General features: G+C 72.6%; 26 protein-coding genes. 14 read left to right on the top strand and 12 right to left on the bottom strand.

Going from position 1 to position 26,843, the window contains the following annotated elements:
• Positions 1–184: 184 nt before the first annotated feature.
• Genes ACFZAM_RS36805 through ACFZAM_RS36795 form a run of 3 tightly spaced genes read right to left on the bottom strand, consistent with a single transcriptional unit; the run spans position 185 to position 3,502 of the window.
• Positions 185–1,342 (bottom strand): Mrp/NBP35 family ATP-binding protein, encoded by a 1,158-nt coding sequence (locus ACFZAM_RS36805; protein ID WP_355348575.1) that lies wholly within the window; start codon positions 1,340–1,342, stop codon positions 185–187.
• A 32-nt stretch (positions 1,343–1,374) separates the two neighbouring features.
• Positions 1,375–2,082, bottom strand: coding sequence for a DUF1003 domain-containing protein (locus ACFZAM_RS36800; protein ID WP_391052869.1), 708 nt, complete (start codon positions 2,080–2,082; stop codon positions 1,375–1,377).
• Positions 2,069–3,502 (bottom strand): magnesium transporter MgtE N-terminal domain-containing protein, encoded by a 1,434-nt coding sequence (locus tag ACFZAM_RS36795; protein WP_391052866.1) that lies wholly within the window; start codon positions 3,500–3,502, stop codon positions 2,069–2,071. Before ACFZAM_RS36795 ends, ACFZAM_RS36800 begins: the two co-directional genes overlap by 14 nt.
• A 186-nt stretch (positions 3,503–3,688) precedes the next feature.
• On the opposite strand from ACFZAM_RS36795, the gene ACFZAM_RS36790 reads away from it, so the two are divergent.
• Positions 3,689–4,414, top strand: coding sequence for a hypothetical protein (locus tag ACFZAM_RS36790; protein ID WP_355348581.1), 726 nt, complete (start codon positions 3,689–3,691; stop codon positions 4,412–4,414).
• Between the two features lie 14 nt (positions 4,415–4,428).
• On the opposite strand, the gene ACFZAM_RS36785 is transcribed toward ACFZAM_RS36790, so the two are convergent.
• On the bottom strand, positions 4,429–4,944 hold the full coding sequence (locus ACFZAM_RS36785; protein ID WP_391052863.1) for a hypothetical protein: 516 nt from the start codon (positions 4,942–4,944) through the stop codon (positions 4,429–4,431).
• Between the two features lie 200 nt (positions 4,945–5,144).
• Here ACFZAM_RS36785 and ACFZAM_RS36780 point away from each other — a divergent pair, with 200 nt between their 5' ends.
• Positions 5,145–6,107 (top strand): EamA family transporter, encoded by a 963-nt coding sequence (locus ACFZAM_RS36780; RefSeq protein ID WP_391052860.1) that lies wholly within the window; start codon positions 5,145–5,147, stop codon positions 6,105–6,107.
• A 71-nt stretch (positions 6,108–6,178) separates the two neighbouring features.
• Here the strand turns inward: ACFZAM_RS36780 and ACFZAM_RS36775 are convergent, their stop codons facing one another.
• The gene (locus ACFZAM_RS36775) at positions 6,179–7,315 is read right to left on the bottom strand and encodes a magnesium and cobalt transport protein CorA (RefSeq protein ID WP_355348587.1); all 1,137 of its coding nucleotides are present in this window, start codon (positions 7,313–7,315) and stop codon (positions 6,179–6,181) included.
• Between the two features lie 376 nt (positions 7,316–7,691).
• On the opposite strand from ACFZAM_RS36775, the gene ACFZAM_RS36770 reads away from it, so the two are divergent.
• The 4 genes from ACFZAM_RS36770 to ACFZAM_RS36755 all read left to right on the top strand — a co-directional run bounded on the left by ACFZAM_RS36770 (position 7,692) and on the right by ACFZAM_RS36755 (position 11,229).
• Positions 7,692–8,285 (top strand): suppressor of fused domain protein, encoded by a 594-nt coding sequence (locus ACFZAM_RS36770; RefSeq protein ID WP_355348590.1) that lies wholly within the window; start codon positions 7,692–7,694, stop codon positions 8,283–8,285.
• A 113-nt stretch (positions 8,286–8,398) separates the two neighbouring features.
• Complete coding sequence (locus ACFZAM_RS36765; protein WP_355348593.1) at positions 8,399–9,037, top strand: DUF6758 family protein; 639 nt, start codon at positions 8,399–8,401, stop codon at positions 9,035–9,037.
• 517 nt (positions 9,038–9,554) lie between these two features.
• Complete coding sequence (locus ACFZAM_RS36760; protein ID WP_391052855.1) at positions 9,555–10,412, top strand: PHP domain-containing protein; 858 nt, start codon at positions 9,555–9,557, stop codon at positions 10,410–10,412.
• Between the two features lie 208 nt (positions 10,413–10,620).
• Positions 10,621–11,229, top strand: a complete 609-nt coding sequence (locus ACFZAM_RS36755; RefSeq protein WP_188284666.1) for a MarC family protein — start codon at positions 10,621–10,623, stop codon at positions 11,227–11,229.
• 112 nt (positions 11,230–11,341) lie between these two features.
• On the opposite strand, the gene ACFZAM_RS36750 is transcribed toward ACFZAM_RS36755, so the two are convergent.
• From ACFZAM_RS36750 to ACFZAM_RS36740, 3 genes are all read right to left on the bottom strand, one after another.
• Complete coding sequence (locus ACFZAM_RS36750; protein WP_355348600.1) at positions 11,342–11,482, bottom strand: hypothetical protein; 141 nt, start codon at positions 11,480–11,482, stop codon at positions 11,342–11,344.
• A 93-nt stretch (positions 11,483–11,575) separates the two neighbouring features.
• Complete coding sequence (locus ACFZAM_RS36745) at positions 11,576–12,487, bottom strand: alpha/beta hydrolase (protein ID WP_355348603.1); 912 nt, start codon at positions 12,485–12,487, stop codon at positions 11,576–11,578.
• 134 nt (positions 12,488–12,621) lie between these two features.
• Positions 12,622–14,787 carry a DEAD/DEAH box helicase gene (locus ACFZAM_RS36740; protein ID WP_391052873.1) on the bottom strand — a complete coding sequence of 722 codons (2,166 nt, stop codon included), beginning with the start codon at positions 14,785–14,787 and terminating at the stop codon, positions 12,622–12,624.
• A gap of 529 nt (positions 14,788–15,316) precedes the next feature.
• On the opposite strand from ACFZAM_RS36740, the gene ACFZAM_RS36735 reads away from it, so the two are divergent.
• A complete protein-coding gene (locus tag ACFZAM_RS36735; protein WP_355348606.1) occupies positions 15,317–16,045 on the top strand; it encodes a ferritin-like fold-containing protein in 729 nt (242 codons plus the stop codon).
• A gap of 107 nt (positions 16,046–16,152) precedes the next feature.
• On the opposite strand, the gene ACFZAM_RS36730 is transcribed toward ACFZAM_RS36735, so the two are convergent.
• From ACFZAM_RS36730 to ACFZAM_RS36715, 4 genes are all read right to left on the bottom strand, one after another.
• On the bottom strand, positions 16,153–16,431 hold the full coding sequence (locus ACFZAM_RS36730; protein ID WP_355348609.1) for a hypothetical protein: 279 nt from the start codon (positions 16,429–16,431) through the stop codon (positions 16,153–16,155).
• Between the two features lie 137 nt (positions 16,432–16,568).
• Positions 16,569–16,799 carry a DUF3107 domain-containing protein gene (locus tag ACFZAM_RS36725; protein WP_188281577.1) on the bottom strand — a complete coding sequence of 77 codons (231 nt, stop codon included), beginning with the start codon at positions 16,797–16,799 and terminating at the stop codon, positions 16,569–16,571.
• Between the two features lie 155 nt (positions 16,800–16,954).
• A complete protein-coding gene (locus ACFZAM_RS36720) occupies positions 16,955–17,596 on the bottom strand; it encodes a TetR/AcrR family transcriptional regulator (protein WP_355348614.1) in 642 nt (213 codons plus the stop codon).
• Positions 17,597–17,750: 154 nt separating this feature from the next.
• Entirely contained in the window at positions 17,751–18,017 is a 267-nt protein-coding gene (locus ACFZAM_RS36715) for a hypothetical protein (protein WP_355348617.1), read from the bottom strand.
• Between the two features lie 183 nt (positions 18,018–18,200).
• On the opposite strand from ACFZAM_RS36715, the gene ACFZAM_RS36710 reads away from it, so the two are divergent.
• The 7 genes from ACFZAM_RS36710 (at position 18,201) to ACFZAM_RS36680 (ending at position 26,670) form a co-directional block, all read left to right on the top strand.
• The gene (locus tag ACFZAM_RS36710) at positions 18,201–19,220 is read left to right on the top strand and encodes an alpha/beta hydrolase (RefSeq protein ID WP_355348620.1); all 1,020 of its coding nucleotides are present in this window, start codon (positions 18,201–18,203) and stop codon (positions 19,218–19,220) included.
• A 21-nt stretch (positions 19,221–19,241) separates the two neighbouring features.
• Entirely contained in the window at positions 19,242–20,684 is a 1,443-nt protein-coding gene (locus ACFZAM_RS36705; RefSeq protein ID WP_391052845.1) for a DUF3152 domain-containing protein, read from the top strand.
• 121 nt (positions 20,685–20,805) lie between these two features.
• Positions 20,806–20,904 carry an Ms4533A family Cys-rich leader peptide gene (locus ACFZAM_RS36700; RefSeq protein WP_355348626.1) on the top strand — a complete coding sequence of 33 codons (99 nt, stop codon included), beginning with the start codon at positions 20,806–20,808 and terminating at the stop codon, positions 20,902–20,904.
• Positions 20,905–21,074: 170 nt separating this feature from the next.
• Complete coding sequence (locus ACFZAM_RS36695; RefSeq protein WP_391052843.1) at positions 21,075–22,793, top strand: ABC transporter substrate-binding protein; 1,719 nt, start codon at positions 21,075–21,077, stop codon at positions 22,791–22,793.
• Between the two features lie 3 nt (positions 22,794–22,796).
• Positions 22,797–23,939, top strand: a complete 1,143-nt coding sequence (locus ACFZAM_RS36690) for an ABC transporter permease subunit (RefSeq protein ID WP_391052840.1) — start codon at positions 22,797–22,799, stop codon at positions 23,937–23,939.
• Entirely contained in the window at positions 23,936–24,925 is a 990-nt protein-coding gene (locus tag ACFZAM_RS36685) for an ABC transporter permease (RefSeq protein ID WP_355348635.1), read from the top strand. The genes ACFZAM_RS36690 and ACFZAM_RS36685 overlap by 4 nt, the downstream gene beginning before the upstream one ends.
• Positions 24,922–26,670: a dipeptide ABC transporter ATP-binding protein gene (locus ACFZAM_RS36680; protein ID WP_391052836.1), complete on the top strand. Its 1,749-nt coding sequence runs from the start codon at positions 24,922–24,924 to the stop codon at positions 26,668–26,670. Before ACFZAM_RS36685 ends, ACFZAM_RS36680 begins: the two co-directional genes overlap by 4 nt.
• Positions 26,671–26,843 lie beyond the last annotated feature (173 nt).

The following is a 26,843-nucleotide window of genomic DNA, read 5'->3' as shown; positions in this document are numbered from 1 at the left end:
TTGCGGGGGGGGTTGGGGGGGTGTTTCGGGTGGCCCCGTTCTCGGTGGGCGGGGGCCCCGGGGGGGGGCCCCCCCCCCGTGGGGGGGGGCGCGGGGGGGGGGGGGGGGGGGCTCCCCCCCCCCCCCCCCCCCCCCGCCGTCCCGTACGCTCGCCGGCCGGCCCGCCCGCCCGGCCGCCGAGCGCTCAGAACTTGTTGCGCGGGGTGATCCCCAGGGACATCCCCGCCAGGCCGCGCTGACGGCCGCCCAGCTTGCCCGCGATGGACCGCAGGGCAGCGCCCGCGGGGGACTCGGGGTGGCTGAGCGCCACCGGACGCCCGTCGTCGCCGCCCTCGCGGAGCCGCACGTCGATGGGGATCTGCCCGAGGACGGGCACGGTCGCGCCGGTCATCCGGGTCAGCCCCTCGGCGACCCGCTCGCCGCCGCCCGAGCCGAAGACGTCGATGACCTCGTCGCAGTGCGGGCACGGCATGCCCGCCATGTTCTCCACCACGCCGACGATCTTCTGGTGGGTCTGCACGGCGATCGACCCGGCGCGCTCGGCGACCTCGGCCGCCGCCTGCTGCGGGGTCGTGACGACCAGGATCTCCGCGTTCGGCACGAGCTGTGCGACGGAGATGGCGATGTCACCGGTGCCGGGCGGCAGGTCGAGCAGCAGCACGTCGAGGTCGCCCCAGTACACGTCCGCCAGGAACTGCTGGAGCGCGCGGTGCAGCATCGGCCCGCGCCACACCACCGGCTCGTTGCCGGGGGTGAACATGCCGATCGAGATGACCTTCACGCCGTGCGCCGACGGCGGCATGATCATGTTCTCGACCTGGGTGGGCCGGCCGTCCGCGCCGAGCATGCGCGGCACGCTGTGCCCGTAGATGTCCGCGTCCACCACGCCGACCTTCAGCCCGTCGGCCGCCATCGCCGCCGCCAGGTTGACCGTCACCGAGGACTTGCCGACACCGCCCTTGCCGGACGCGACGGCGTAGACGCGGGTCAGCGAGCCCGGCTGGGCGAACGGGATCTCGCGCTCCGCCTGCCCGCCGCGCAGCGACGACGCCAGGCCGCGCCGCTGCTCGTCGCTCATCACGTCGAGCGTGACCTGTACCGAGGTGACCCCGGCGACGCCCTCGACCGCCGCCGTGACGGCGTTGGTGATGGTGTCGCGCATCGGGCAGCCGGACACCGTGAGATAGACGGTGACGGCGACCGAGCCGTCGGCGCCGATGTCCACGGACTTGACCATGCCGAGGTCGGTGATCGGTTTGTGGATCTCCGGGTCGTTCACCGTCGCGAGCGCGGCGCGCACGGCGTCTTCGGTCGGCGTGGAGACTGCGGTGTCGGTAGCCATACGTCGATGGTACGGCGGTGGCCGAGCGCGGTTCAGCGCCCCCGGCCGTCGCCTTCGTCACTGCCCTCGTTGTCGGAGCCGGGGCCCGAGCCGGGGCCGGTCCCGGAGCCGTGCCCGCCGTCCGTGCCGCGCCTGGCCTCGGGGCCGCGTTTGGTGTGGGTCCTGCCGCCGCTGGGCCTGCCGCCGGGGCTCGTGCCGTGGCCGCCCCCGGCCTGCCGGTCCTCGATCTCCTTGAGCAGGTCCTGGAGTTCGGAGCGGATCCAGTCGCGGGTGGCGACCTCGCCGAGGTTCATCCGCAGCGCCGCGACCTCGCGGGTCAGGTACTCGGTGTCGGCGATGCTCCGCTCGCCCTGCTTGCGGTCCTGTTCGAGGTTGACCCGGTCCCGGTCGTCCTGCCGGTTCTGCGCGAGCAGGATCAGCGGGGCCGCGTACGACGCCTGGAGGGACAGCATCAGGGTCAGGAAGATGAACGGGTAGTTGTCGAAGCGGATCGACGGCGGCGCGAAGATGTTCCACAGCACCCACAGGATGATGAGGACCGTCATCCAGACGATGAACCGTCCGGTGCCCAGGAAGCGGGCCACGCGCTCGGAGAGCTTGCCGAACGCCTCCGGGTCGTACGTCGGCAGCAGGCTGCGGCGCGGGGCGCGCGGCTGGTCGAGCCGCACGCGGGGGCGCGAGGTGGCGGTCGCGCCGGGCGGGTGCCGGAAGCGCTCCCGGTCGCGGTCATCGGCCGCCATCGTCGCCCACCCCCGTCATGCCGCCCCGCGCGTCGTCGTCCGCCGCGTCGTCCGTGCCGTCGTCCGTCATGTGGTGCCCGTGCGGCCCGACCGCGCCGTGCAGATCCGTCTCGCGCCAGTCCTCGGGCAGCAGGTGGTCCAGCACGTCGTCCACCGTGACCGCGCCCAGCAGCCCCCCGGTCGCGTTCACCACGGGCGCCGAGATCATGTTGTACGTCGCCAGGTAGCTGGTCACCGCGGGCAGCGGGGTGTCGGGCGTCAGCGGCTGGAGGTCGGTGTCCACGATCGAGGCGAGCAGCGTGAACGGCGGGTCGCGCAGCAGCCGCTGGAAGTGCACCAGGCCCAGGTACTTGCCGGTCGGCGTCTCGTCCGGCGGCCGGCACACGTAGACCTGCGCGGCCAGCGCGGGGGACAGGTCGGGGTTGCGGATTCGGGCGAGCGCGTCGGCGACCGTGGCGTCAGGGCGCAGCACGATCGGCTCGGTGGTCATCAGGCCGCCCGCGGTCCGCTCCTCGTACGACAGCAGCCGCCGTACGCCCGCCGCGTCCTGCGGCTGCATCAGCGTGAGGAGTCGTTCCTGCTCGTCCGCGGGCAGTTCGGCCAGCAGGTCGGCCGCGTCGTCCGGGTCCATCGCCTCCAGGACGTCCGCGGCGCGCTCCTCCTTGAGCTTGCTGAGGATCTCCACCTGGTCGTCGTCGGGCAGCTCCTCCAGGACGTCCGCCAGCCGGTCGTCGTCGAGCGCCGCGGCCACCTCGCCGCGCCGCTTGGGCGACAGGTGGTGCAGGACGTTCGCCAGGTCGGCCGGGCGGAGCTGTTCGAAGGTCGCCACCAGGTTCTCCGCGCCCTGGCCGTCCTCGGCCAGCCGGAAGCCGGTCACCGCCGACCAGTCGACGGTGAGGGTGGCTCCCTTGCGGCGCAGGGCCCCGGGCCTGCCGCGGCGGACGAAGACCTTGTCGATCTCCCAGTCGCGACGGGCCGGGAGCTGGGTCATGGAGACGTCGAGGACGGTGACCTCCGCGCCGGACTCGCCCGCGCTCGCGTCCGCCGCACTCTGCCCGCCGTCCCCTCCGGCGTCCTGCCCCGCGTCCTGCCCCGGGTCCTCGGCGACCAGGCGCACCCGGCGGTCCAGCAGCTCGCCCAGCACCAGCGTCTCGGTCGGCCGCTGCTCGAAGCGGCGCATGTTCAGCACCCCGGTGGTGATCACCTGGCCGGACTCGACCCCGGTGACCCGTGTCATGGGCAGGAAGATCCGGCGGCGGCTGACCACCTCGACCACCAGGCCGAGCACCCGCGGCGGCCGTCCGCCGACCCGCAGCATCACCACGACGTCACGGACCCGGCCCACCTGGTCGCCGTTCGGATCGAAGACCGCGACGCCCGAAAGATGGGAGACGAAGACCCGCGGGCTGCCTGCGGCCATCGGGGGGCCTCCTACCGGTCCACGGAGGGCTGCTCCGGTCCACTCGTCATCCGTCGCCAGGCTACTCCCAGCCGATCTTGCCCGCCCCATGGGGTGCTCGCCGGGGGTACCGTGCGGTAGCTTCTGGACGCCTCCCCGGACTCGTCCGGGGTGCCCCCCGCCGTCTCCGCAGGAGGACGAGAACACGTGTATCCCGGCCGCCGGACCGCAGCCGCCGCTCTCGGAACACTGTGCGCGGCGACCGTACTCACCGGATGCCTCGGCTTCGGCGGCGACCCCGACGCGGGCACCAACGGCGTCGCCAAGCTGCCGCCCGCGACCGTCGAGCAGAAGGCGAAGACCGCCGCCGAGACCGCGCCGACCGTACGCTTGGCGGGCACGGTGATCAGCAAGGGGCAGAGCTTCCGGCTCGACATGCGGCTGCGGGACAACGGCGGCGTCGGCGAGGTCACCACCAAGGGCACGACCTTCCAGCTCCTGCGGGTCGGAGCCGACCTCTACCTCAAGGCGGGCGCCGACTTCTACGGCGACGCGGGCGCCGACAAGAACGGCAAGGCCGCCGCCCAGAAGCTCGACGACAAATACGTCAAGGTGCCCACCGACGACCCCGCGTACAAGCAGTTCAGCGGCTTCACCGACAAGAAGGTGCTGCTCGCCGACCTCTTCGTGCTCGACGGCGACCTCAAGCTCGGCGACCACCGCAAGGTCGGCGACACCAGGACCGTCGCCCTCAACGGCACCAAGGGCGGCTCGCTGGACGTCTCCCTCAAGGGCACGCCCTACCCGCTGCGCTACCAGCGCGCGGGCAACGCGGGGACGCTCACCCTCTCCGACTGGGGCGAGGACTTCACGCTCGCGGCGCCGAACAAGTCCTCGGTGGTCGACTACGGCAAATCGGTGACGACGAAGTAGCCGGGCCCGGCGCGCTACGCCTTGCGGCGGCGGGCCAGCAGCTTCGGCAGACCGGCCGGGACCGGATGCCGGGTCGTGGCCGGGGTCGCGACCGGGACCGCCGCGCCGGAGACGTCCGGCATCGCGCCGGGGTGTTCGACGGGAGCGCCCTCGGGCGCCAGCCGGAAGACCCGGCAGTCGCGGGCCCAGCGCTCGGTGACCGTCTCGGCGTCGACGGAGTTGAGCCGCTTGCCCTTCAGCTCCGCCACGGCCGCCTCCCACGCCTCGCCGTCCGGCGGCAGCAGGGCGACCAGGGCCGTCCAGGCCACCAGCCGCCCGCCCTTGTCCTTGCTGCGGACGACGACCGTGGCGCGCCCGCCGTCGGCGAGCCCCGGCGGCAGCGGCTGCTCGACGGGCCCGCCGCCGACCACGCACATCGCGCCGTCCACCCACGCGTGCCACAGCGCCTGGCCGTCCACCCACACCAGGCCCGACTTCTTGGTGGCCTCCTCGACGAGGGCGGTCTGCTCTGCGCTCACAGCGGTCGTCATGCCGCCACTTTAGGCGCTGGCCACAGGCGGCGGACCCCGGCCGGTATCACGGTACGGACCGACAGGTACGTGGACCCGCCATGGGCCTTACGCTGGTGGCTGCCGACGGGCGCGGCACCGTGTCCGCCCCCGTGTCCGACGCTCCGGTGTCCGACCCGCGGCCGTCCCTGTCACCGCACCGCGTCCGCCCGAGGAGTCCCGTGACCGCCGAGCCCGCCGCCGCCGCGCTTCCGCTGCCGGACACCGGTACGGGGCCCGCCGCCGCGGGAGGGCCGGGCGCCGAGCCCGCCGCCGCGCGGACGCTGGACTTCACGCTGCTCACCGTGGCCATCGCCAGCGTCTCGATGTCGGCCCCGCTGATCGCCTCGACGGCCGCGCCCGCGCTCGCCATCGCCTTCTGGCGGAACGCGATGGCGGTCGGCGTCCTCAGCCCGTTCGCCCTGTGGCGGGGCCGTGCCGAACTGCGGCGGATGGGCCGCAGGGCGATGACGCTCTCGGTGCTCGCCGGTGTCGTGCTCGCGCTGCACTTCGGGCTGTGGCTGCCGAGCCTGTCGATGACGTCGGTGGCCACCTCGACCGCCCTGTGCACCACCACGCCGATCTGGACCACGATCATCCTGCGGATACGCGGCCACCGGCCGCCCCGGCTGGTGTGGGTGGGCACCGCGCTCGCCGTGGCGGGCGTCGTCATCCTCACCGGCATCGACCTGTCCACCGACACCCGGGCCCTCGCGGGCGACGCCCTGGCCCTCGGCGGCGGCATCGCCGCCGCCGGATACGTCCTGCTCGGCTCCGAGGTGCGCAGGACCGCGAGCACGACCGCGTACACCTACGTCTGCTACGCGACCACCGCCGCGGTCCTGCTGGTCACCTGCCTGGTCTCCGGCTCCGCGCTCGGCGGCTACGACGGCCGTACGTGGCTGAGGATCGCCGCCCTCACCGTCGTCGCGCAACTGCTCGGGCACTCGCTGCTCAACCGGGTGGTACGCGGCCTCGGCCCGTCCACCACCTCCACCGCGATCCTGCTGGAGACGCCGGGCGCGGCGCTGATCGCCGCGCTGTGGCTGGGCCAGATCCCGGCCTGGTCCGCCTACCCGGCGCTCTGCGTGATCCTCGTGGGCCTGGCCCTGGTGATCCTCGCCGACCGCAGGAAGACCGCCTGAGCGCCGCGCGCACCCGCGTCGGAGCCGGAGCCAGAGCCGGGGTCAGAGCGGGGTTGGAGCCGGAGCCGGGGTCAGAGCCAGCCGTTGCGCCGGAAGCCGCGGTGGATCACGTAACAGATCGCCACGATGCCGATCAGCACGGTCGGATAGCCGAACTTCCAGCGCAGCTCCGGCATCGTGTCGAAGTTCATCCCGTACACGCCGGTGATCATCGTCGGGACGGCCAGGATCGCCGCCCAGGCGGTGATCTTGCGCATGTCCTCGTTCTGCACGACGGTGGCCTGCGCGAGGTTGGCCTGGAGGATCGAGTTGAGCAGGTCGTCGAAGCCCATGACCTGCTCGTGGACGCGGGCCACGTGGTCGGCGACATCGCGGAAGTACTTCTGGATTTCCGGGTCGATCAGCCGCATCGGCCGCTCGCCGAGCACCTGCATCGGCCGCAGCAGCGGCGCCACCGCGCGCTTGAACTCCAGCACCTCGCGCTTGAGCTGGTAGATCCGGCCCGCGTCGCCGCCGCGCGACGGCTTGCCGTTCTCGGCCGAGAAGACGTCGATCTCGACCTCGTCGATGTCGTCCTGCACGGCCTCGGTGACGGCCAGGTAGTCGTCCACGACCTGGTCGGCGATGGCGTGCAGCACCGCGGACGGGCCCTTGGCCAGCAGCTCGGGGTCATCCTCGAGGCGGTGCCGCAGCGAGCGCAGCGAACCGTGGCTGCCGTGCCGCACGGTGATCACGAAATACCGGCCGGTGAAGACCATCACCTCGCCGCTCTCCACCACCTCGCTGGTGGCGGTCAGCTCGGCGTGCTCGACGTAGCGGATCGTCTTGAAGACCGTGAACAGCGAGTCGTCGTACCGCTCCAGCTTCGGCCGCTGGTGGGCGTGGACCGCGTCCTCGACCGCCAGCGGGTGCAGGCCGAACTCCTGGGCGATACCGGCGAATTCCTGCTCGGTCGGCTCGTGCAGACCGATCCACACGAAGCCGTCGCGCCCGTCGCACTGCTCGCCGCTGCGCCCGGCCCGCACGCTCGCCAGCGCCTCGCTGAGACCGACGGTGTCGCTGCACCGCACGCCGTCGCGGTAGACCGCGCAGTCCACCACCGCGCTGCCGGCGGCGGAGACGTCGTGAGTCGGCCCGTAGTCGTAGGACGCGGTGCTCTTGCGCAGCGCGGGGCGTACGACAGCGCGCAGATCACGGATCATCGACATGGCAAGCTCCTTCACGGACTGGCCGACGGCATCACGCCGCACTGAATGCTGATCAGGACGGGATCAGTACTGGCTGATCACCAGGCAGTTCAGGGCGCTCTTCCGACGCGGATTCGCTCCGCGGGCAGATCGTGAGGATCGTGAGGTCACGCGTTTCACGGCACAGGGGCCGGGTAAGTAGCGCGCAGGCTCACATCACGGGACGGCGTTCGGAAGAGCTGCCGGTACTGCACGGTCGACTCGGATCCACTGCAGTCCCCACCTCCTCCGGCCATGCCCCGCTGGGGGATGTCGTATATGAACACCCCACCTTAGCGCGTCCGCGTGCCCGCTCGACCGCGCTTGGCCGGTTCCATACGCGATCTATGCTCGCCGCATGGGTGATCTCCTGACGCTGGTCGAGGCGCGACTGCGCTCCGCCTTCGGCGCGCCGGACGCGCGCGCCGCCGTGACGTTCCTCGGCGTCGACCGCATCGAAGTACTCCGCTACCGCGACGGTGACCTGCTGCGATACGCCACCCTCGGGATGTCGGCGCAGCCCATGAACGAGCCTCTCGCCACCGTCGCCGATCCCGTACGCGGCCCGCGCGCCGAACTGCTGCTGTCGGTACGCGCCGGTGTGGCCGAAACCGACAAGGTGCTGCGGCCGCTCGCCGTACTCGGCGCCTCTCCGCAGGTCGAAGGGGTCGTCGTCGCCCCCGGCAACTCGCTGGACGTCGGCGAGCCGCTCTGGCCGGGCGCGCCCTTCTCCGCCGTGCTCGTCGCCGAGGGCGGGGGCCTGGTCGAGGATCTGGTGCTCGACGCCCTCGACCCGGCGCCCGACCCCGTCCGCTTCCTGCCGCTGCTGCCGATGACCCACACCGAGGCCGCCTGGAAGCGGGTGCACGGCGCCGCCGCTCTCCAGGAACGCTGGCTCTCGCACGGCACGGACCTGCGCGATCCGCTGCGCGGGGCCGTGGCCCTCGGCTGATCCGGGCCGCCGGTCCCGGTCGCGTCCCGCGCTCCGCCAGGCGCGTGGTGTCGCTGAACCACCTGGGTGATCGTCCTTGACGGGGGCACGGACCCGGAGGACCGTTGGTCGTTATGAGGGGCGAACCCAGTTGCCCGAAGTGCGGTGGCAGGGTGCGAGCGCCCGGCCTCTTCGCCGACTCCTGGCAGTGCGACGAGCACGGGACCGTGTATCCGCTGCAACCCGTCGTGCCCCCGAGCGTCGAGGCGCTCGGCGTCGTGGTGCACCGCGCCCAGGTGCCCGTCTGGATGCCGTGGCCCCTGCCGGTCGGCTGGCTCTTCTCCGGTGTCGCCGCCGCGGGTGACGACCGCAGCGGCGGGCGGGCCACCGCCGTGGCCTGCTCGGGACCCGGGCCGCTCGGTGGACCCGGTGAACTCATGCTCATCGCCGAGGAGTTGGGCGTCGGGCTCGGCGCCCGTCACGCCGGGATTCCCGGGCCCGATCCGGGGCCCGGCATGTGCGTCGACAAGCCTCCGCACGCCAAGGTGCTCGCCGCCGGGCGGCCGACGCCGCTCTGGCACGTCAACGGCGCTCCCGACGACCGTGTCGTCTTCGCCGGCGAGGCCCGCGGGCTCTGGCTCTGGGCCATCGTCTGGCCCGAGCAGACCGGGCTCCTCATGTACGACGAGCTCGTCCTCACCGACCTCCGCGACGCCGGGGCCGAGGTCGACATGCTCCCCTGCGGGGCCCTCTCCCCCCGCCTCCTCGCCTAACCCCTCCCGGGGGGGGCCACCCCCACCCGTACCCGCGCCTTGCGCAAGTCGGTCCCCCCCCGGGGCGCGGCGACCCCCCACCGGCCGGTGGTCCGGCGACAACCGGTCTGCCCCGTTGGGGCGGGTGGTGACGTGCGGGAGCGCTTCGGCTGAGCGCGCAGTTCCCCGCGCCCCTTAAAGGATCGGCTCGCCGTCCGGGCGAAAGGGGGTGGGCCCCGTTAGGGGCGCGGGGAACTGCGCGGGTAACCCATCACCGGCCGGTGGTCCGGGGACTACCGGATTGCCCCGTTGGGGCGGGTGGTGACGTGCGGGAGCGTGGTGGTTGAGCGCGCCCGCGCGGCGGCAGCCGCAGATCAAGCACAGGCCCGCGCCCCTTAAATGATCGGCTCGCCGTCCGGGCGAAAGACGGTGCGCCCCGTCAGGGGCGGGGGGTGGCGGAGCAGCGGCGGGTGGGGTGGGGGGAAGGCTTATGCTGGCGGCTGGCCGAGAAGACACTACTGCCCAGCGGAGCGCCCCGGTGCGGATTGATTTGCACGCTCACTCCACCGCGAGTGACGGCACCGACGCGCCCGCCGAGCTGGTGCGGAACGCGGCGGGGGCCGGTCTGGACGTCGTGGCGCTGACGGACCACGACACGGTGGGCGGATACGCGGAGGCGACGGCGGCGCTGCGCGCGCTGACGGTGCCGTTGACGCTGGTCACCGGCGCGGAGCTGTCCTGTCGGATCGACGGGATCAGCATGCACATGCTGGCGTACCTGTTCGACCCGGAGGAGCCGGAGCTGTACCGGGAGCGGGAGCTGGTACGGGACGACCGGGTGCCCAGGGCGCGGGCCATGGTGGCGAAGCTCCAGGAGCTGGGCGTGCCCGTGACCTGGGAGCGGGTGGCCGCCATCGCCGGGGACGGCTCCGTCGGCCGCCCCCACATCGCGACCGCGATGGTGGAGCTGGGCGTGGTCCCCACCGTCTCCGACGCCTTCACGGACGACTGGCTGACGAATGCCGGGCGGGCCTACGTACCCAAGCACGAGCTGGACCCCTTCGACGCGGTACGGCTGGTCAAGGGCGCGGGCGGCGTCACCGTCTTCGCGCACCCCGGCGCGCACAAGCGCGGCGAGACCGTACCGGAGTCGGTGATAGCGGAACTGGCGTCGGCCGGGCTCGACGGCATCGAGGTCGACCACGTGGACCACGACGCCCCGACCCGGGCCCGGCTGCGGGCCTTCGCGGCCGAGGCGGGGCTGCTGGCCACCGGGTCGAGCGACTATCACGGCAGTCGTAAGACCTGCCGTCTCGGCGACTGCGTCACCGACCCCGAGGTCTACCGCGAGATCGCCCGGCGGGCGACGGGCGCGGTGCCCATCAGCGCCGTCTAGCGCCCCTACGTGACCCCGCTCCTCGCTTCGGGGAGCCCCCGGGGCCCTCTCCCGCGCCTGCGGCGCGGTGCGTTTTCCGGCCCCCAGCCACCCGTGCGGAGGTGACGTCGGCTGACGGCCTCCCCGTGGCCGCGGCCCGGTGGCCCGTTCCCCACACGCCGTCTGCCGGGCGCAGCCCGACCCGCCCCCCTCACCAGAAAGTCGCCCCATGTTCGACGTCACCCTCTTCGGGTCGGTATTCGTCACGCTCTTCGTGATCATGGATCCGCCCGGTATCACGCCCATTTTTCTCGCGCTGACCTCGGGGCGCGCCACGAAGGTGCAGCGCCGGATGGCGTGGCAGGCGGCGCTGGTGGCGCTCGGGGTGATCACGGTGTTCGGGATCTGCGGGCAGCAGATCCTCGACTATCTGCATGTGTCGGTGCCCGCGCTGCGCGTGGCGGGCGGGCTGCTGCTTCTGCTGATCGCGCTGGATCTGCTGACCGGGAAGGCGGACGAGCCGACGCAGACGAAGGACGTGAACGTCGCGCTGGTGCCGCTGGGGATGCCGCTGCTGGCGGGCCCCGGCGCGATCGTGACCGTGATCCTGGCGGTGCAGCACGCGGACGGGTTCGGTCAGCAGATGTCGGTGTGGGTGGCGATCATCGCGATGCACGCCGTGCTGTGGCTGACGATGCGGTACTCGCTGGCGATCATCCGGCTGATCAAGGAGGGCGGTGTGGTGCTGGTGACCCGGCTGTCGGGCATGCTCCTGTCGGCCATCGCCGTCCAGCAGGTCGCCAACGGCATCTTCGGCTTCATCCACGGCGAGGGCTGAGCCCTCCCGCCGCCCCTCCCGCGGCCTCCTGCGGCCCCCCGGACACGCGAAAGCGCCCCGTACGTCTTCATGTACGGGGCGCCGATGCGGTGGGCCAGGCCCTGTGGTGTCGTCAGTCCGCGGGGCGGATGTAGATGCGCTGGCCTATGGCAGCGGCCTGCTGCACGATCTTGTTGACGGCGGAGGCGTCCACGACGGTGCTGTCCACGGCGTTGCCGTTTCGGTCGTCGAGTCGCATGATCTCGAAGCGCATGGGGCTTCTCCCTTCGTCGCTCGTTACATGTGTAGTCAACCAACACCCCCTCGAAAACATTCCCTAGACTAAAGAAAAACTTTCTCGATCTAATTACTCACCGGTAAGGCTTGTGCCGTCGTCCCCCGCGCCGCCGGTCCAGAAGGCGATCAGCGCCGCCGCCGTCTCGGCGGGACGCTCGGTGTTCGGCGAGTGCTCCGCGCCCTTGATCACCGCGCGCTCGGCGCCCAGCCGAGTCGCCATCGCGTCCATCCACGACGGCGGCCACACATGGTCGACTTCGCCCGAGATCACCAGCTTCGGCAGCGGACCGGCCGCGGCCAGCTCGTCCACCCGGTCCGGCTCGTCCATCAACTGCCGTGCGGTGACAGCGAGTTGCTCTGGCAGCGTGGTCACCCAGCGGCGGTGCAGAAACGCCTCGACGGCGGGCGGGGTGTCCGGCTGCTCGCCGTTCTCCGCGTCCATCGACCGCATCGCCTGCCAGACGGCCTCCAGATCCATCACCGGCAGCACATCGATCAACAACTGGGTGCGGGTCTGTTGTTCCTCGGAGATCGCACCCGGACCCGTGCTCATCAGCGTCAACGACGCCCACGCGCCGGGACCTTGGTCGATCACCGCCGCCCGTACGACGAGACCGCCCAGCGAATGGCCCAGCAGATGCACGGGGCCGCCCCCGCCGGCCGCCGCGAGCGCCGCCGTCTGCGCGACCACGTCGGCCGCCAACTCGCCCTGCGCGTAGGCGCTCTCCTCGCGCGGGCCGCCCGACTCGTACTGGCCGCGGCCGTCCACCGCCACCACCCGGAAACCGGCCGCCGACAGCGGGGTGAGCAGCGGGAGGAAGTCCTCCTTGCTGCCGGTGAAGCCGGGCACGAGCAGCGCGGTGCCGCGCGGCGGGGCGTCGGGGGCGGGGGAGGCGTCGAGTACGGCGAAGGATCCGCGGGCCGTCTCCAGCCGATGGGCGGACACGTTCTCCGGCAGATCCAGGGCAGTGGGTCGGCTCATGAACCGAGATTACGCGGTGCATATGTCCGACAGGTTGCCTCCGCCCGATCCCGGTGTCCCCGGCACGCGAACGCCCCCGGCCGAGGGGCCGGGGGCGTTCGTCCGTACGGGTGCGGCGGCGGAGACGGCCGAGGTCAGCCCTCGTCCGCGGCCGTCGCGGCGACCGCCTTGCGGGTACGGCGGCGCGGGGTCTTCGGCGCCTCGTCCCCCGCGGTGGCGGGAGCCGGTACCTCGGCGACCTCGACCGCCGCGGCAGCGGCGGCGGCGGTCTTGCGGGGCGCCCGCTTGCGCACCGGCTTCGGCGCGTCCGCGGTGCTCTCCGCCTCCGGCGCGACCGCGGGTGCGGGCACCTCGGCGGTGACGGCCGTCGCGGCCTTGCGGGTGCGGCGGCGCGGCGTCTTGGGCGCCTCGTCCGCGACCGGGGTGACCGGGGCGGCGGTCTCTTCGGGCTCGCCGTTGAGGATCGAGCGGCGGGCCGGGCGGCGGGCGGCCTTGGGCGCCTCCTCCTCGACCACCGGGGTCACCGCGGCGGGTGCCTCGGCGACCGCCTTGCGAGTGCGGCGGCGCGGTGTCTTGGGTGCCTCCTCGGCGACCGGGGTGACCGGGGCGGCGGTCTCTTCGGGCTCGCCGTTGAGGATCGAGCGGCGGGCCGGGCGGCGGGCGGCCTTGGGCGCTTCCTCCTCGACCACCGGCGTCACCGCGGCGGCGGCCGGAGTCTGCGCACCGACCGGCTCAGCGACGGCCTTGCGCAGGCGGCGCCGCGGTGCCTTGGGGGCCTCCTCGGCGACCGGAGCGGCGGGGACCGGCTCGACAGCCGTCACCGTCTCCACGGCGACCGCCTCGGGAGCGGCACCGCGCGTACGGCGACGGCGGCGCGGGGTGCGGGGCGCGGCCACCTCGTCCGTACCGGGCTGGGAGACCGCGACGGCGGACTCCACGGCCTCGGCGCCGACGGCCGACGTGGGGGCCGCACCGGACGCGGCCTCGCCACCGCGGGTGCGGCGGCGCTGGCGCGGGGTGCGCGTACGGGCCGGGCGGTCCTCGACGGGCGCGGCGGCGGGCTTGCCGCCGGCCGGCCGACGGCCGTTGCCGCGGGCGCCGCGGCCACCGGTCTCGCCCAGGTCCTCGACGACCTCGGCGTCGAGACCGGCACGCGTCCGGTCCGCCCGAGGCAGTATCCCCTTCGTGCCGACCGGGATGCCCAGCAGCTCGTAGAGGTGCGGAGACGTCGAGTACGTCTCCTCCGGGTCGTTGAAGGACAGCACCAGCGCCTTGTTGATGAGCTGCCAGCGCGGGATGTCGTCCCAGTCGACCAGCGTGATCGCGATACCCGAGGCGCCCGCGCGGCCGGTGCGGCCGATGCGGTGGAGGTAGGTCTTCTCGTCCTCGGGCGTCTGGTAGTTGATGACGTGCGTGACGCCCTCGACGTCGATACCGCGCGCGGCCACGTCGGTGCAGACCAGCACGTCGACCTTGCCGTTGCGGAACGCCCGCAGCGCCTGCTCGCGCGCGCCCTGGCCGAGGTCGCCGTGGACCGCGCCGGAGGCGAAACCGCGCTTCTCCAACTGCTCGGCGACGTCGGCGGCGGTCCGCTTCGTGCGGCAGAAGATCATCGCGAGACCGCGGCCCTCGGCCTGGAGGATGCGCGAGACCAGCTCGACCTTGTCCAGCGAGTGGGCGCGGAAGACGTGCTGCGTGGTGTTCGCGACGGTCGCGCCCTCGTCGTCCGGCGCGGTGGCGCGGATGTGGGTGGGCTGCGACATGTAGCGGCGGGCGAGGTTGATCACGGCGCCGGGCATGGTCGCGGAGAACAGCATCGTCTGCCGCTTGACCGGCAGCATGCCCATGATCTTCTCGACGTCGGGCAGGAAGCCCAGGTCGAGCATCTCGTCGGCCTCGTCCAGGACGAGCGAACGGATGTGCTTGAGATCGAGCTTCTTCTGGCCCGCGAGGTCCAGCAGGCGGCCCGGGGTGCCGACGATCACGTCGACGCCCTTCTTGAGCGCGTCGACCTGCGGCTCGTACGCCCGGCCGCCGTAGATCGCGAGCACGCGTACGTTCCGGACCTTGCCGGCCGTCAGCAGGTCGTTGGTGACCTGCTGGCACAGCTCGCGGGTGGGGACGACGACCAGGGCCTGCGGGGCGTCGGTGAGCCGGTCGGCGGTGGCGCGCCCGGCCTCGACGTCGGCGGTCACGGTGACGCGCTCCAGCAGCGGCAGACCGAAACCGAGGGTCTTGCCCGTGCCGGTCTTGGCCTGGCCGATGACGTCGTTGCCCGCGAGGGCGACCGGGAGCGTCATCTCCTGGATCGGGAAGGGGGTGATGATGCCGACGGCCTCAAGGGCCTCGGCGGTCTCGGCCAGGATGCCGAGACTGCGGAAAGTCGTGGTGGTGGACAGGATGCTTGCCTCTTCTGTGAGACGCGGCACTGTGCGGCGAGGGGGGTCGAGCGGCCGTGTCGCGGAAAAGACGACGCCGGTCACTGACCGCGCAGAGGTGTCGTACAGCCGTGGGCGGCTGTGCAGCGCGGGACCGCTGCCCTCGCTCGTGTCGCGAGTGGGCCCCTCCCGATGTCAGGAGGGCGGTCGGTGTCGGAGCCGATCGGGCCACCGACCGGGCATCCAGGTGTTGCATACGTCGCCCGCCGAGGATCGGAAGCAAGCCGATTTTCGGCGGGTGCAATACCACTCTACCCCGGAAACACGTAGCTGCACCCGATCAAATGTTTCGTTCGGGACGGCACCGGCACGTCATCGGCCTGTCACCGGCCCCGCGAAGATCACCGCACGGGTGCGTACGGGCCGCTCCGACTTGGCTATTGTGCCCAGCATGGAGACGCCTGACGAGAACACCACGCCCGCCACCGGAATCGCCGCCCAGGACTGGACCGCCGCGTCCGCGGACCCGCAGTACCGGGCCGCCGTCGTCGATCTGCTCGGGGCCCTGGCGTACGGCGAGCTGGCCGCTTTCGAACGGCTCGCGGACGACGCGAAACTCGCGCCGACCCTGGAGGACAAGGCGGAGCTGGCCGCGATGGCCGCCGCCGAATTCCACCACTTCGAGCGGCTGCGCGACCGGCTCACCGAGATCGGCGAGTCGGCGAACAAGGCGATGCAGCCCTTCGGCGCCGCGCTCGACGAATTCCACCGGCAGACCGCGCCCTCGGACTGGCTCGAAGGGCTCGTCAAGGCGTACGTCGGCGACTCCATCGCCTCCGACTTCTACCGCGAGGTCGCCGCCCGGCTCGACACCGATACGCGCACGCTGGTGCTCGCGGTGCTGGACGACACCGGGCACGCGACCTTCGCCGTGGAGAAGGTGCGCGCCGCCATCGCCGCCGAGCCGCGCGTCGGCGGGCGGCTCGCGCTGTGGGCGCGGCGGCTGATGGGCGAGGCCCTGTCGCAGGCGCAGCGGGTGGTCGCCGACCGCGACGCGCTGTCCACCATGCTCGTCGGCGGGGTCGCCGACGGCTTCGACCTCGCGGAGGTCGGACGGATGTTCTCGCGGATCACCGAGGCGCACACCAAGCGGATGGCCGCGCTGGGCCTGGCCGCGTAACACCGCGTAACGCCGCGTAACGCCTCACCGCGAAACTCTCCGTCCCGCCACGGCCGGTCCCGTCACGGCCGGTCCCGTCGCGACTCCTGAGGACGCCGGTGGCCGCGTCAGACGCTCGACGCGGTCACTTTGGCGTGGCGGCCACGCTTCGGCGGGCGGGCCAGGACGCTCAGCATGGCCGCCCCCACCGCCAGCGCGGCGGGCAGCGTCGCCTCCGGGTGGCCGGGACCGACGATCGTGCGGGTGACGAGGCCGCCGAGCAGCGCGGCGATCGGTCCTGTGGCCAGCAGCAGCGGACTCAACGGGAGCCGGAGCGGGAAGAGGCGGGCGGCGGCATAGGCGGCGCCGAGCCCGAGGGCGACGTAGGCGACGGCTTCCCAGAGCATCGTGATCCCTTTCCGGTGGTACGGCTGGTACGGACCGGTGCGCTCTGGTCCTACCCCTGTGGAGGCCGGGACAAAACGAAGGGCGGCAACCGGTTGCACCGGTTGCCGCCCTTTCGGCCCCTTTCAGGGCCGGACGTTCAGAGCGAAGCGCCGAAACCGACCTTGCGGGCGGACGGCTCGCCGATCTCCACGTACGCGAGCCGGTCGGCGGGGATCAGGACCTTGCGGCCGTGCTCATCCGTCAGACTCAGCAGCTTCGAGGCGCCGGACAGCGCGTCGGCGACGGCCTGCTCGACCTCCGCGACGGACTGCGCGCTCTCGATGTTGATCTCGCGCGGCGCGTGCTGCACGCCGATCTTGACCTCCACGGCTTGGATACCTCCGATGGTCTGGCGGTGTGCGCGGTTGGTTTCGCGCCGTACGCAGCAAAGACTAGCCCGGAGCGGCCGGTGGAAATCCGTACCTCGGCAACGCCGTGAGCGAACAGGCCCGGGGCGACGCGGACGGGCGGCGGGGCACCGCCTCAGTGGTGGCCCTCCGCGCCGTGCAGCGGGAATCCGGCGATACCGCGCCAGGCCAGGGAGGTCAGCAGGTCCACCGCGGTGTCGCGCGGCACGGTGCTCTTGCTCGCCAGCCAGTAGCGGGCGACGACCTGGGAGACACCGCCGAGGCCGACGGCCAGCAGCATCGACTGGTCGCGGGAGAGCCCGGTGTCCTCCGCGATGACCTCGCTGATCGCCTCGGCGCACTGGAGCGAGACCTTGTCGACGCGCTCGCGGACGGCGGGTTCGTTGGTCAGGTCGGACTCGAAGACCAGCCGGAAGGCGCCGCCCTCGTCCTCGACGTACGCGAAGTACGCGTCCATGGTGGCCTCGACGCGCTTCTTGTTGTCCGTGGTGGACGCCAGCGCGGTCCGCACCGAGTGCAGCAGGGACTCGCAGTGCTGGTCGAGCAGCGCGAGGTAGAGCTCCAGCTTGCCGGGGAAGTGCTGGTAGAGCACGGGCTTGCTCACGCCGGCCCGCTCGGCGATGTCGTCCATCGCGGCCGAGTGGTAACCCTGCGCCACGAAGACTTCCTGGGCCGCGCCCAGCAATTGTTCACGTCGGGCCCGGCGGGGCAGGCGTGTGCCGCGCGGCCTCGCCTGAGCTTGCTCGATGGCTGTCACGCCGCCTCCCAAATCTGAAGTGAGGAACGATAGAACACTGCGATGGCCATCGTACTTTTCAGTAACGACCCTGTGCGCCGTGCGGTCGCACATTCTCACTACCTGGAACCTCCGCGCGAGAGCGCCTGCGGAATCCGTCGGTGAGCGGCGACCGTCAGCGGTAGTCGTCCTCGTCCGGCGCGACGACCCTGCGCTGCTCCGCCGCGTCGGCCGGATCGGCCTCTTCCACCTGGTGGGAGGGGCGCGCGATGATCGGTTCGTCGTGCTGCTGGAGCAGTTCCGCGTGCTGTTCCGCGGTGTCGGCCTCCGGCGCTTCCAGATCCAGATCGGTGTCGCGGGCGATCTGGGCGGCGTCGAATTCGTCGGCCTCGCGCTCGAAGCGTTCGATGTCCCCGCTACCGTTCCCGGTGTTCTCGGACATGGCCCCTCCTTCTCTTGCCTCACCCTTGAGCCTAGGCGGCCGGGCAGGCGCGTGCATGGCGGCTTCCCGGCCGCGGTGTGCGGCGTGCGCCCCTCGGAGCGCGTGGCGGCTTCCGGCCCTTGCGGAGGTTCTTGTGACCGCGAACACGCGGTCGTACGCGTGATCGTCTCGTAACATTCATCCATGCCCTCGACCGACGTTCCCCAGACGGCCGCAGAACCGGCGGTCGTACTCCCGCCCGGGCCGCGGCTCGCCCCGGGGGAATCGGTGCACACGGCGAGCCTGCCCGGCCTCACCCTGGTGGTCAGATCGCGCGGTACGGACGGGCCGGGGACGGCGCCCGCGCTCTTCGTGCACGGCCTCGGCGGCTCCTCGCAGAACTGGTCGGCGCTGATGGCCGCGCTGGCCGACCGGGTCGCGGGACAGGCGCTGGACCTGCCGGGATTCGGCCATTCCCCGCCGCCCGACGACGGCGACTACTCGATTCCGGGGCACGCGCGGGCGGTGGTCCGGCTGCTGGAGGCCGAGCGGCGCGGCCCGGTCCACCTCTTCGGGAATTCGCTGGGCGGCGCGGTGGCCGTCAAGGTCGCCGCCGCCCGGCCGGACCTGGTCCGCACCCTCACCCTGGTCTCGCCCGCGCTCCCCGAGCTGCCGCCGCAGCGCACCGCCTGGCCCACCGGGCTGCTCTCGGTGCCCGGCGTCCCCGCGCTGTATCTGCGCGCGACGAGGAACTGGCCGGCCGAGCGCAGGACCCAGGAGCTGCTGGCGCTCTGTTACGGCGACCCGGGGGTGGTCGGCGAGCAGGCCCGCGCCGACGCGGTCGCCGAATACCAGCGGCGGATCGAACTGCCGTATTTCTGGGACGTCATGGTGCGTTCCACCCGTGGGATCGTGGACGCGTACACGCTCGGTGGCCAGCATTCGCTGTGGCGGCAGGCGGAGCGCGTCCTCGCCCCTACGCTGCTCGTGTACGGAGGCCGGGACAAGCTCGTCTCGGTCAAGGTCGCCCGCCGGGCGGCCAGGGCTTTCCGCGATTCCCGGCTGCTGGTCATCCCCGACGGCGGCCATGTGGCGATGATGGAGCACCCCGAGCTGGTGGCCCGGGGCTTCCGCGATCTCCAGGACGAGGTCGCGGAAGCCGAGGACGACGGCCGGGGCCGTACGGACGCGGGGCCCGCCGGCGCCGAGGCGACCGGGAGCTGATCGAGGACGTGGGTGGGCGACGTGGGTAAGCACAGCGCGCGGGACGGCCAGGACGGCCGTGACAACGGCATTCCGGGCGCGCCCGGAATGCCGGGCGTCCCAGGACCCCTGCGGCCCGGCGTCCCCGGCAGCGGGCGCCGCCGCCGCGGTCCAGGACCGCTGTCCGGCCACGACACGGGCAGCTTCCCGCAGTACCGGCCGCAGGACCACGGCGGTCCGGCGCCCGCCCACCCCGAGCACCGCGAGCACACCGCGTGGGGCCCGGCCGACGACTGGGCGGCGGACACCGGCCGCTACTCCGGGCCGCCGCGCACCCGCGAGCTGCCCTTCGACCTCGTCGACGAGTGGGCGGAGGACTGGGAGGCGTACGACACCGCGTCCGCGCTGAGCTCCCCGCCCGCGGGCCCCGCGCTCGGCCAGGGGCAGGGCCCGTACGCCCGGCACGCGCAGGCGCCCGGCCCCGGCCAGATGCAGGCGCCGGGCCGGCTGATCCCGCGCCCGCGGCAGGAATTCCTCGACGCCTTCGGACCGCAGGAGCCGGAAGGGCCCGCGGACCCGCCGCCCGGCGGCCCGGCCGCCGGGCCCGAGCCGGACCCGGAGCCGGAGGCGGACGCGGGCACGGCCGTGGACACCAAGTCCGGCGGCAAGGGGCGCACGCTCAGCGGGATCGCCGCCGCGGCCGTCGTCACGGTGCTCGCCGTGGTGGTCGCGGGACAGGTCGGCGGAAGTGAGAAACGGCACAGCGAGGACAGCGGCAAGGACACCGCGACGCGCTCGGCGGCCGACGAGGCGTCGCGCTCGCAGGACCGCGCGCCCGGCGCCGCGAGCGCGCCCGCGGGGGCCCCGGCGGCGACGCCGGCCGCCGCCACGTACGACGAGCTGATGGCCAAGCTGTACCCGCTGGACCCGGACCTGAGGCTGTCCGGCGCCTTCAGCACGGTCGGCGGCCACCAGGCCGCGCCGGGCAGGGGCAAGGTCATGCGCTTCCGGGTGGACGTCGAGCGCGGGCTGCCGCTGAACGCGCAGCTCTTCAGCGACACCGTCTTCAAGACCCTGAACGACAGCCGGAGTTGGGGCCACGGCGGACAGATGTCCTTCGAGCGGGTCTCAACCGGCCCCGCGGACATCGTCATTACGCTCGCCAGTCCCGGCACCACCGCGAAGTGGTGCGCGAAGTCCGGCCTGGACACGACAGTTGAGAACGTGTCATGTGACTCCGCGTCAACTCCGCGCACGATGATCAACGCCTACCGGTGGGCGCAGGGCGCCAGTACATTCGGCGCCGCGCGGGTGCACGAGTACCGGCAGATGCTGATCAACCACGAGGTCGGGCACCGTCTCGGGCACAGCCACGTCGGCTGTCCCAAGGAGGGCGCCCCGGCCCCGGTGATGATGCAGCAGACCAAATTCCTGTCGCTCGACGGCGGCCCCACCTGCAAGCCGAACGCGTGGCCGTACCCGTAGGCGGAGCCGTCCGCATCCCGTAGGCGCGGACCCGCTCAGCGGTGCAATCCATAAGTGATCGTTTGAGATCGTATTGATCTGGCTTTGACAATTGGTGTCGCGTCGCTGCACGCTTCTGTCCATGCAGCACCACCACGCACATCCGTATGCACGCGCCGGCATCGAGCTGGCGCTCATCGGCGTGGCCGCGCACTGCGTCGCCGACGTTCACTGTCGCTGACCGCATCCAGCCCCACCGCGTAGAGGCCCGGCCGCCGTCCCAGGACGGCGTCTCCTCCGCCACGGGCTGCTCCGGCCGGACCCTTCGGTCCCGCACGTCACGACCCGTTTCCGCTTTTTCGCGCGCACCGCTGTGCGCGCCCTTCCTCGCTGCCGCGAAAGGTTCCTCTGATGCGTCAACTGTCCTCCACATCCCGCCGCATAGGCGTGATCGCCGTCGGTCTGGCCCTTGCCGGAGGGGCCGTCGCCTGCGGTCCCAAGAACGGTGACGACGCCAAGGCGGGCGGCGACGGCAAGCCGGGCAAGGGCGGCACGCTGTACGTCCTGAACAACCAGGCGCAGGAGAACTTCGACCCCGCCCGGCTCTACACCTCCGGCGGCGGCAACGTGCCGTCGCTGGTCTACCGGACGCTCACCACCCGCAACCGCGCCGACGGCGCCGCGGGCGCCAAGGTCGTCCCCGACCTGGCGACCACCACCGGCGAGCCCAGCGAGGACGCCACGGTGTGGACGTACCACCTCAAGGACGGCCTGAAGTACGAGGACGGCTCGCCCATCACCACCGCCGACATCAAGTACGACATCGAGCGGTCCTTCGCCGCCGAGCTGTCCGGCGGCGCGCCCTACCTGCGGGACTGGCTGGTCGGCGCGGCCGACTACCAGGGCCCGTACAAGGACCCCAAGGGCCTGTCCTCGATCGAGACGCCCGACGCGAAGACCATCGTCTTCCACCTGAACAAGCCCGAGGGCGAATTCCCGCTGCTCGCCACGCAGACCTCCTTCGCGCCGGTGCCCAAGGCCAAGGACACCGGCACCAAATACGCGGCGCACCCGGTCTCCTCCGGCCCGTACAAGGTGGTCAGCAACGAGAACAACGGCGAGCACCTGGTGCTGAAGCGCAACCCCAACTGGTCGGCCGCCACCGACGACCAGCGCAAGGCGTACCCCGACACCATCGACGTGCAGTCCGGCCTCGACCAGGCCGTGATCAACCAGCGTCTGTCGGCGGGCGTCGGCAAGGACGCGGACGCGGTCACCACCGACACCAACCTCGGCCCGGCCGAGCTGGCCAAGGTGACCGGCGACAAGAACCTCGCCCAGCGGGTCGGCACCGGGCACTTCGGCTACACCGACTACATCGCCTTCAACCCGAAGGTGAAGCCGTTCGACGACATCAAGGTCCGGCAGGCCATCGCGTACGCGATCAACCGCACCACGGTGATCAACGCGCAGGGCGGCTCGTCGCTCAACGACCCGGCCACCACCTTCCTGCCCGCGCAGGCGTCCTTCGGCTACACCGCCTACGACCCGTTCCCCGCGGGCAAGACCGGTGACCCGGCCAAGGCCAAGGAGCTGCTGAAGGAGGCCGGTTACCCCAACGGCCTGACCGTCTCGCTCACCCATGACGTCACCAAGGGCGACGAGCAGGGCCCCGAGGTCGCCACCGCCGTCCAGGAGGCGCTCAAGGCGGCCGGGATCACCGTCAAGCTCGACGGCCAGGAGCACGCGGCCTTCTCCGACAAGATCCACACCCTGAAGACCGAGCCCGGCTTCTTCCTCACCGGCTGGGGCGCGGACTGGCCGTCCGGCGGCCCCTTCCTCGGCCCGATCTTCGACGGCCGCCAGATCGTCAAGGACGGCGCCAACTTCAACAACGCGCAGCTCGACGACCCGGCCGTGAACAACGAGATCGACCAGATCAACAAGATCACCGACCTCAAGGCCGCCGCCGTCCGCTGGGGCGCGCTGGACAAGAGGATCGGCGAGCAGGCGCTCACCGTGCCGCTCTTCCACCCCGTCTACAAGCGGCTGTTCGGCAAGAACATCAAGAACGTCGTGATCAGCGACTGGACCGGTGTGCTGGACATCTCGCAGGCCGCGGTGAAGTAGTCCGTGACCGTCGAAGCACTCTCGGCCGTCTCGGCCGCCGGGGAGGGCGCCGCCACCGCGGCGCCCCCCTCCGGGGCCCGGCAGATCTGGCGGCGGCTGCGCGGACAGCGCGCGGCGCTCGTCGGCGGCGCCGTCATCGTCCTGTTCGTCCTGGTCGCGGTGGCGGCACCGCTGCTCGCCGCGCTCGAAGGGCAGGACACCACCACCTACCACGCCGACCTGGTCGACTCCGCGGCCGGCGGCGTACCGGTCGGCACCTTCGGCGGGGTCTCCGGCAGCCACTGGCTCGGCCTCGAACCCGGCACCGGACGCGACCTGTTCGCCCGGCTCGTCTACGGCTCGCGGATCTCGCTCGTCGTGGCCCTCGGCGCCACCGTCCTCCAGGTCGCGCTCGGCGTGGCCCTCGGCCTGGGCGCGGGCCTGGGCAACCGGTTCCTCGACAGCGTGCTCAGCCGGATCACCGACGTCTTCGTCACCATGCCCGCGCTGATCTTCGCCATCGCGCTGCTCGCGGTCGTCCCCGACGGCTTCCCGCGGCCCGTGCTGCTGATGCTGGTCCTCGGACTGCTCGCCTGGGGCGGCATCGCGAAGATCGTCCGCGCGCAGGTGCTCACCCTCAAGTCCCTCGACTACGTGGCCGCTTCACGGCTCGCGGGCTCCAGTCGGTGGCGGACCGCGCGCCGCGAACTGCTGCCCGCGCTGGTCGCGCCCGTCGTCACCTACGCGGCGATCCTGCTGCCCTCCAACATCGTCTCCGAGGCGGGCCTGTCCTTCCTCGGCATCGGCGTCACCCCGCCCACCCCCTCCTGGGGCCAGATGCTCTCCAGCGCCTCGACCTGGTACCAGGCCGACTCCGCGTACGTCCTGCTGCCCGCCCTGCTGCTCTTCGTGACCGTGCTCGCCTTCACCGTCTTCGCGGACGGTGTGCGGACGGCCCTGGACCCGCGGGTCGCCAGCAGGCTGCGGGTGGGGACGGGACGGAAGTCGGCGAAGGCGGACGCTTCTTCGGACACGGCTTCTTCGGACTTGGCTTTTTCGGACACGGGTCCGACGGTTGCGGGTCCGAGGGGCACGGCTTCTTCGGACACGGCCGCGACGGATACGGCTGGCCGCGCCTCGGACGCCGAGGCGGTGGACGGCGCGTGATCCGCTTCCTCGGGCGGCGGCTCTTCCAGGCCCTCGTCGTCCTCCTCGTCCTGGCCGCCGTGCTCTACGCGTGCTTCTACCTCGCGCCCGGCGACGCGGCCCGGCTGGCCTGCGGCCCCAAGTGCTCGACCGCGCAGATCGTGCAGATCCGCGGCCAGATGGGCCTCGACGACCCGGTGTACGTGCAGTTCTGGCACTTCCTCAGCGGCATCGTCGCCGGTCACGACTACAGCACCGGCACCGATGTGCTGCACTGCCCGGCGCCCTGCCTCGGCCAGTCGTACCGCACCGGCGAACTCGTCACGTCGATGGTCGGCGAGAAGCTGCCCGCCACCGCGTCGCTCGCCTTCGGCGCGATGGTGCTGTGGCTGGTCATCGGCGTCGGCACCGGCCTGCTGTCCGCGCTGCGGCGCGGCACCGTCACCGAACGGGCCCTGACCGGCTTCACGTTGGTCGGCACGGCGACCCCGGTGTTCATCACGGGCATCCTGCTGCTCCTGCTCTTCTGCTCCTGGCTCCAGTGGCTGCCGTACCCCTCGTACGTCCCGCTCACCGAGGACCCGCAGCAGTGGGCGTGGAATCTGCTGCTGGCCTGGCTCGCGCTCGCCCTGGTGGAGGCCGCCAAGTACGCCCGGCTGACTCGCAGTTCGATGCTGGAGACGCTGGCGGAGGACCACATCCGCACCTTCCGCGCGTACGGCGTCAGCGAGCGGGCCATCGTCGTACGGCACGCGCTGCGGGGCGCGCTGACCCCGGTGATCGCGCTGTCCGCGCTGGACCTCGGCACGATGTTCGGCGGCGCGCTGCTCACCGAGACGCTGTTCAACATCCCCGGACTCGGGCAGCAGCTCGTGCAGTCCGTACAGATCAAGGACGTGCCGGTGGTGGTCGGGATCGTGCTGGTCATGGGCCTGGCCGTCGTCGTGGCCAACGCTGTCGCCGACGTGCTGTACGCGGTGGCCGACCGACGGGTGGTACTGGCATGACCGGGCAACTCACCGACCTGGGAGCCCCGTTGGTGGAGGTCGCGGGACTGCGGATCGAATTCCCCACCGAGGGCGGGGCCGTACGGGCCGTCGACGGGCTGGACTTCACGCTCGGCGCGGGCGGCGCGCTCGGGCTCGTCGGCGAGTCGGGCTCCGGCAAGAGCGCGACCGCGTACGCCCTGCTCGGCCTGCACCGCGGTACGGGCGCGCGGGTCTCCGGGACCGTACGGGTCGCCGGGACCGACGTACTCGGCGCGGACGACGCCGAGTTGCGCGAGCTGCGCGGCGGGGCCGCCGCCATGGTCTTCCAGGACCCGCTGTCCTCGCTCGACCCCTACTACGCCATCGGCGACCAGATCGCCGAGGTCTACCGGGTGCACCACCGCGGCTCGCGCGCCGCGGCGCGGGCCCGCGCCGTCGAGGTCCTGGACCGCGTCGGCATCCCCGACGCCGCTCGCCGGTCCCGCTCCCGGCCGCACGAGTTCAGCGGCGGCATGCGCCAACGCGCCCTGATCGCGATGGCGTTGGCGTGCGAGCCGCGCCTGCTCATCGCCGACGAGCCCACGACGGCTCTCGACGTCACCGTCCAGGCCCAGATCCTCGACCTGCTGCACGAACTGCGGGCCGAGACCGGCATGGGGCTGCTGCTCGTCACCCACGACCTGGGCGTCGTCGCCGGGAGCGTGGACGACATCCTCGTCATGCGGGACGGCGCCGCCGTCGAACGCGGGCCGGTCGCCGAGGTGCTGGCCGTCCCGGCGCACGCCTACACGCGGGCGCTGCTGTCGGCGGTGCCCCGGATCGACCCGCGGCCGACGGACGGCGGGGAGCCGGGCGCGGCTCCCGCGCCCGTGGGCGCGGCGACACCACGCGGACGCGGCGCGCGTACGGGCACGGCCGAAGAGCCCGGCGCCGAGCCCCTGCTGGAAGCGGTCGCGCTGCGGCGGGAGTTCGGCAAGGGGCGGCAGCGGCTCACGGCCGTGGACGACGTGTCGCTCCAGGTCAGGGCCGGGGAGACGCTCGGCATCGTGGGCGAGAGCGGCAGCGGCAAGACGACGCTCGGGCGGATGCTCGTGCGGCTGCTCGACCCGAGCGCGGGCGAGATCCGCTACCGGGGCCGGGAGATCGGCGGGCTGGGGGACAAGGCGCTGCGCCCGCTGCGGCGCGACCTGCAAATGGTCTTCCAGGACCCGGTCTCCTCGCTCAACCCGCGCCGCAGCATCGGCGAGTCCATCGCGGACCCGCTGCGGGCGGCGGGCGAGCTGAGCGACAAGGCCGTCGTCGGCCGGGTGAAGGAACTGCTGGAGCGGGTCGGCCTCGACCCGGAGTGGTACCACAGGTACCCGCACGAGTTCAGCGGCGGGCAGCGCCAACGCGTCGGTATCGCACGGGCCCTGGCGCCCGAGCCGAAGCTCATCGTGTGCGACGAGCCGGTCTCCGCGCTGGACGTCACCACGCAGGCGCAGGTCGTCGCGCTGCTCGCGGAACTCCGCCGCGACCTCGGCCTGTCGCTGGTCTTCATCGCCCACGACCTCGCCGTGGTACGGCAGGTGAGCGACCGCGTCGCGGTGATGCGCGGCGGCCGGATCGTGGAGTCCGGCACGGTCGACGAGGTCTACGACGCGCCCCGGGACCCCTATACCAAGGGCCTGTTGGCGGCCGTCCCGGTGTTGGACCCGGCCGAATCCGCGGCCCGCAGGGCGGACCGCAGGGAACTGCGGAGCGTGATGGTGACCGCACCTTAGGTCACATCAACGCGTGGCAGTGTGAGAAGTTACGCCCGTTCACCCCTTTTGGTGGCGGGGGGGGCCACCCGCCCCCCCCCCCCCCCCCGGGCCGGCAAAACGGGTTGGGGCGGGGGGGCGCCCGGGCCCGGGGGGCCCCCCCGGCCCCCGGTCGGTGTGGGGGCGGCCCGGGG

Origin of the sequence: Streptomyces sp. NPDC008079, assembly GCF_042957385.1 — a bacterium.
Taxonomy (GTDB): Bacteria; Actinomycetota; Actinomycetes; order Streptomycetales; family Streptomycetaceae; genus Actinacidiphila.
Note: the sequence above shows the minus strand (reverse complement) of the source record. Positions and strands in the feature narration are given on the sequence as shown.

Excerpts from the sequence above, each read along its gene's own strand:
- ACFZAM_RS36805 (WP_355348575.1), bottom strand. The coding sequence starts at position 1,342 with ATGGCTACCGACACCGCAGTCTCCACGCCGACCGAAGACGCCGTGCGC.
- ACFZAM_RS36800 (WP_391052869.1), bottom strand. The coding sequence starts at position 2,082 with ATGGCGGCCGATGACCGCGACCGGGAGCGCTTCCGGCACCCGCCCGGC.
- ACFZAM_RS36795 (WP_391052866.1), bottom strand. The coding sequence starts at position 3,502 with ATGGCCGCAGGCAGCCCGCGGGTCTTCGTCTCCCATCTTTCGGGCGTC.
- ACFZAM_RS36785 (WP_391052863.1), bottom strand. The coding sequence starts at position 4,944 with ATGACGACCGCTGTGAGCGCAGAGCAGACCGCCCTCGTCGAGGAGGCC.
- ACFZAM_RS36775 (WP_355348587.1), bottom strand. The coding sequence starts at position 7,315 with ATGTCGATGATCCGTGATCTGCGCGCTGTCGTACGCCCCGCGCTGCGC.
- ACFZAM_RS36770 (WP_355348590.1), top strand. The coding sequence starts at position 7,692 with ATGGGTGATCTCCTGACGCTGGTCGAGGCGCGACTGCGCTCCGCCTTC.
- ACFZAM_RS36765 (WP_355348593.1), top strand. The coding sequence starts at position 8,399 with ATGAGGGGCGAACCCAGTTGCCCGAAGTGCGGTGGCAGGGTGCGAGCG.
- ACFZAM_RS36755 (WP_188284666.1), top strand. The coding sequence starts at position 10,621 with ATGTTCGACGTCACCCTCTTCGGGTCGGTATTCGTCACGCTCTTCGTG.
- ACFZAM_RS36750 (WP_355348600.1), bottom strand. The coding sequence starts at position 11,482 with ATGCGCTTCGAGATCATGCGACTCGACGACCGAAACGGCAACGCCGTG.
- ACFZAM_RS36745 (WP_355348603.1), bottom strand. The coding sequence starts at position 12,487 with ATGAGCCGACCCACTGCCCTGGATCTGCCGGAGAACGTGTCCGCCCAT.
- ACFZAM_RS36740 (WP_391052873.1), bottom strand. The coding sequence starts at position 14,787 with ATGACGCTCCCGGTCGCCCTCGCGGGCAACGACGTCATCGGCCAGGCC.
- ACFZAM_RS36735 (WP_355348606.1), top strand. The coding sequence starts at position 15,317 with ATGGAGACGCCTGACGAGAACACCACGCCCGCCACCGGAATCGCCGCC.
- ACFZAM_RS36730 (WP_355348609.1), bottom strand. The coding sequence starts at position 16,431 with ATGCTCTGGGAAGCCGTCGCCTACGTCGCCCTCGGGCTCGGCGCCGCC.
- ACFZAM_RS36715 (WP_355348617.1), bottom strand. The coding sequence starts at position 18,017 with ATGTCCGAGAACACCGGGAACGGTAGCGGGGACATCGAACGCTTCGAG.
- ACFZAM_RS36710 (WP_355348620.1), top strand. The coding sequence starts at position 18,201 with ATGCCCTCGACCGACGTTCCCCAGACGGCCGCAGAACCGGCGGTCGTA.
- ACFZAM_RS36700 (WP_355348626.1), top strand. The coding sequence starts at position 20,806 with ATGCAGCACCACCACGCACATCCGTATGCACGCGCCGGCATCGAGCTG.
- ACFZAM_RS36695 (WP_391052843.1), top strand. The coding sequence starts at position 21,075 with ATGCGTCAACTGTCCTCCACATCCCGCCGCATAGGCGTGATCGCCGTC.
- ACFZAM_RS36680 (WP_391052836.1), top strand. The coding sequence starts at position 24,922 with ATGACCGGGCAACTCACCGACCTGGGAGCCCCGTTGGTGGAGGTCGCG.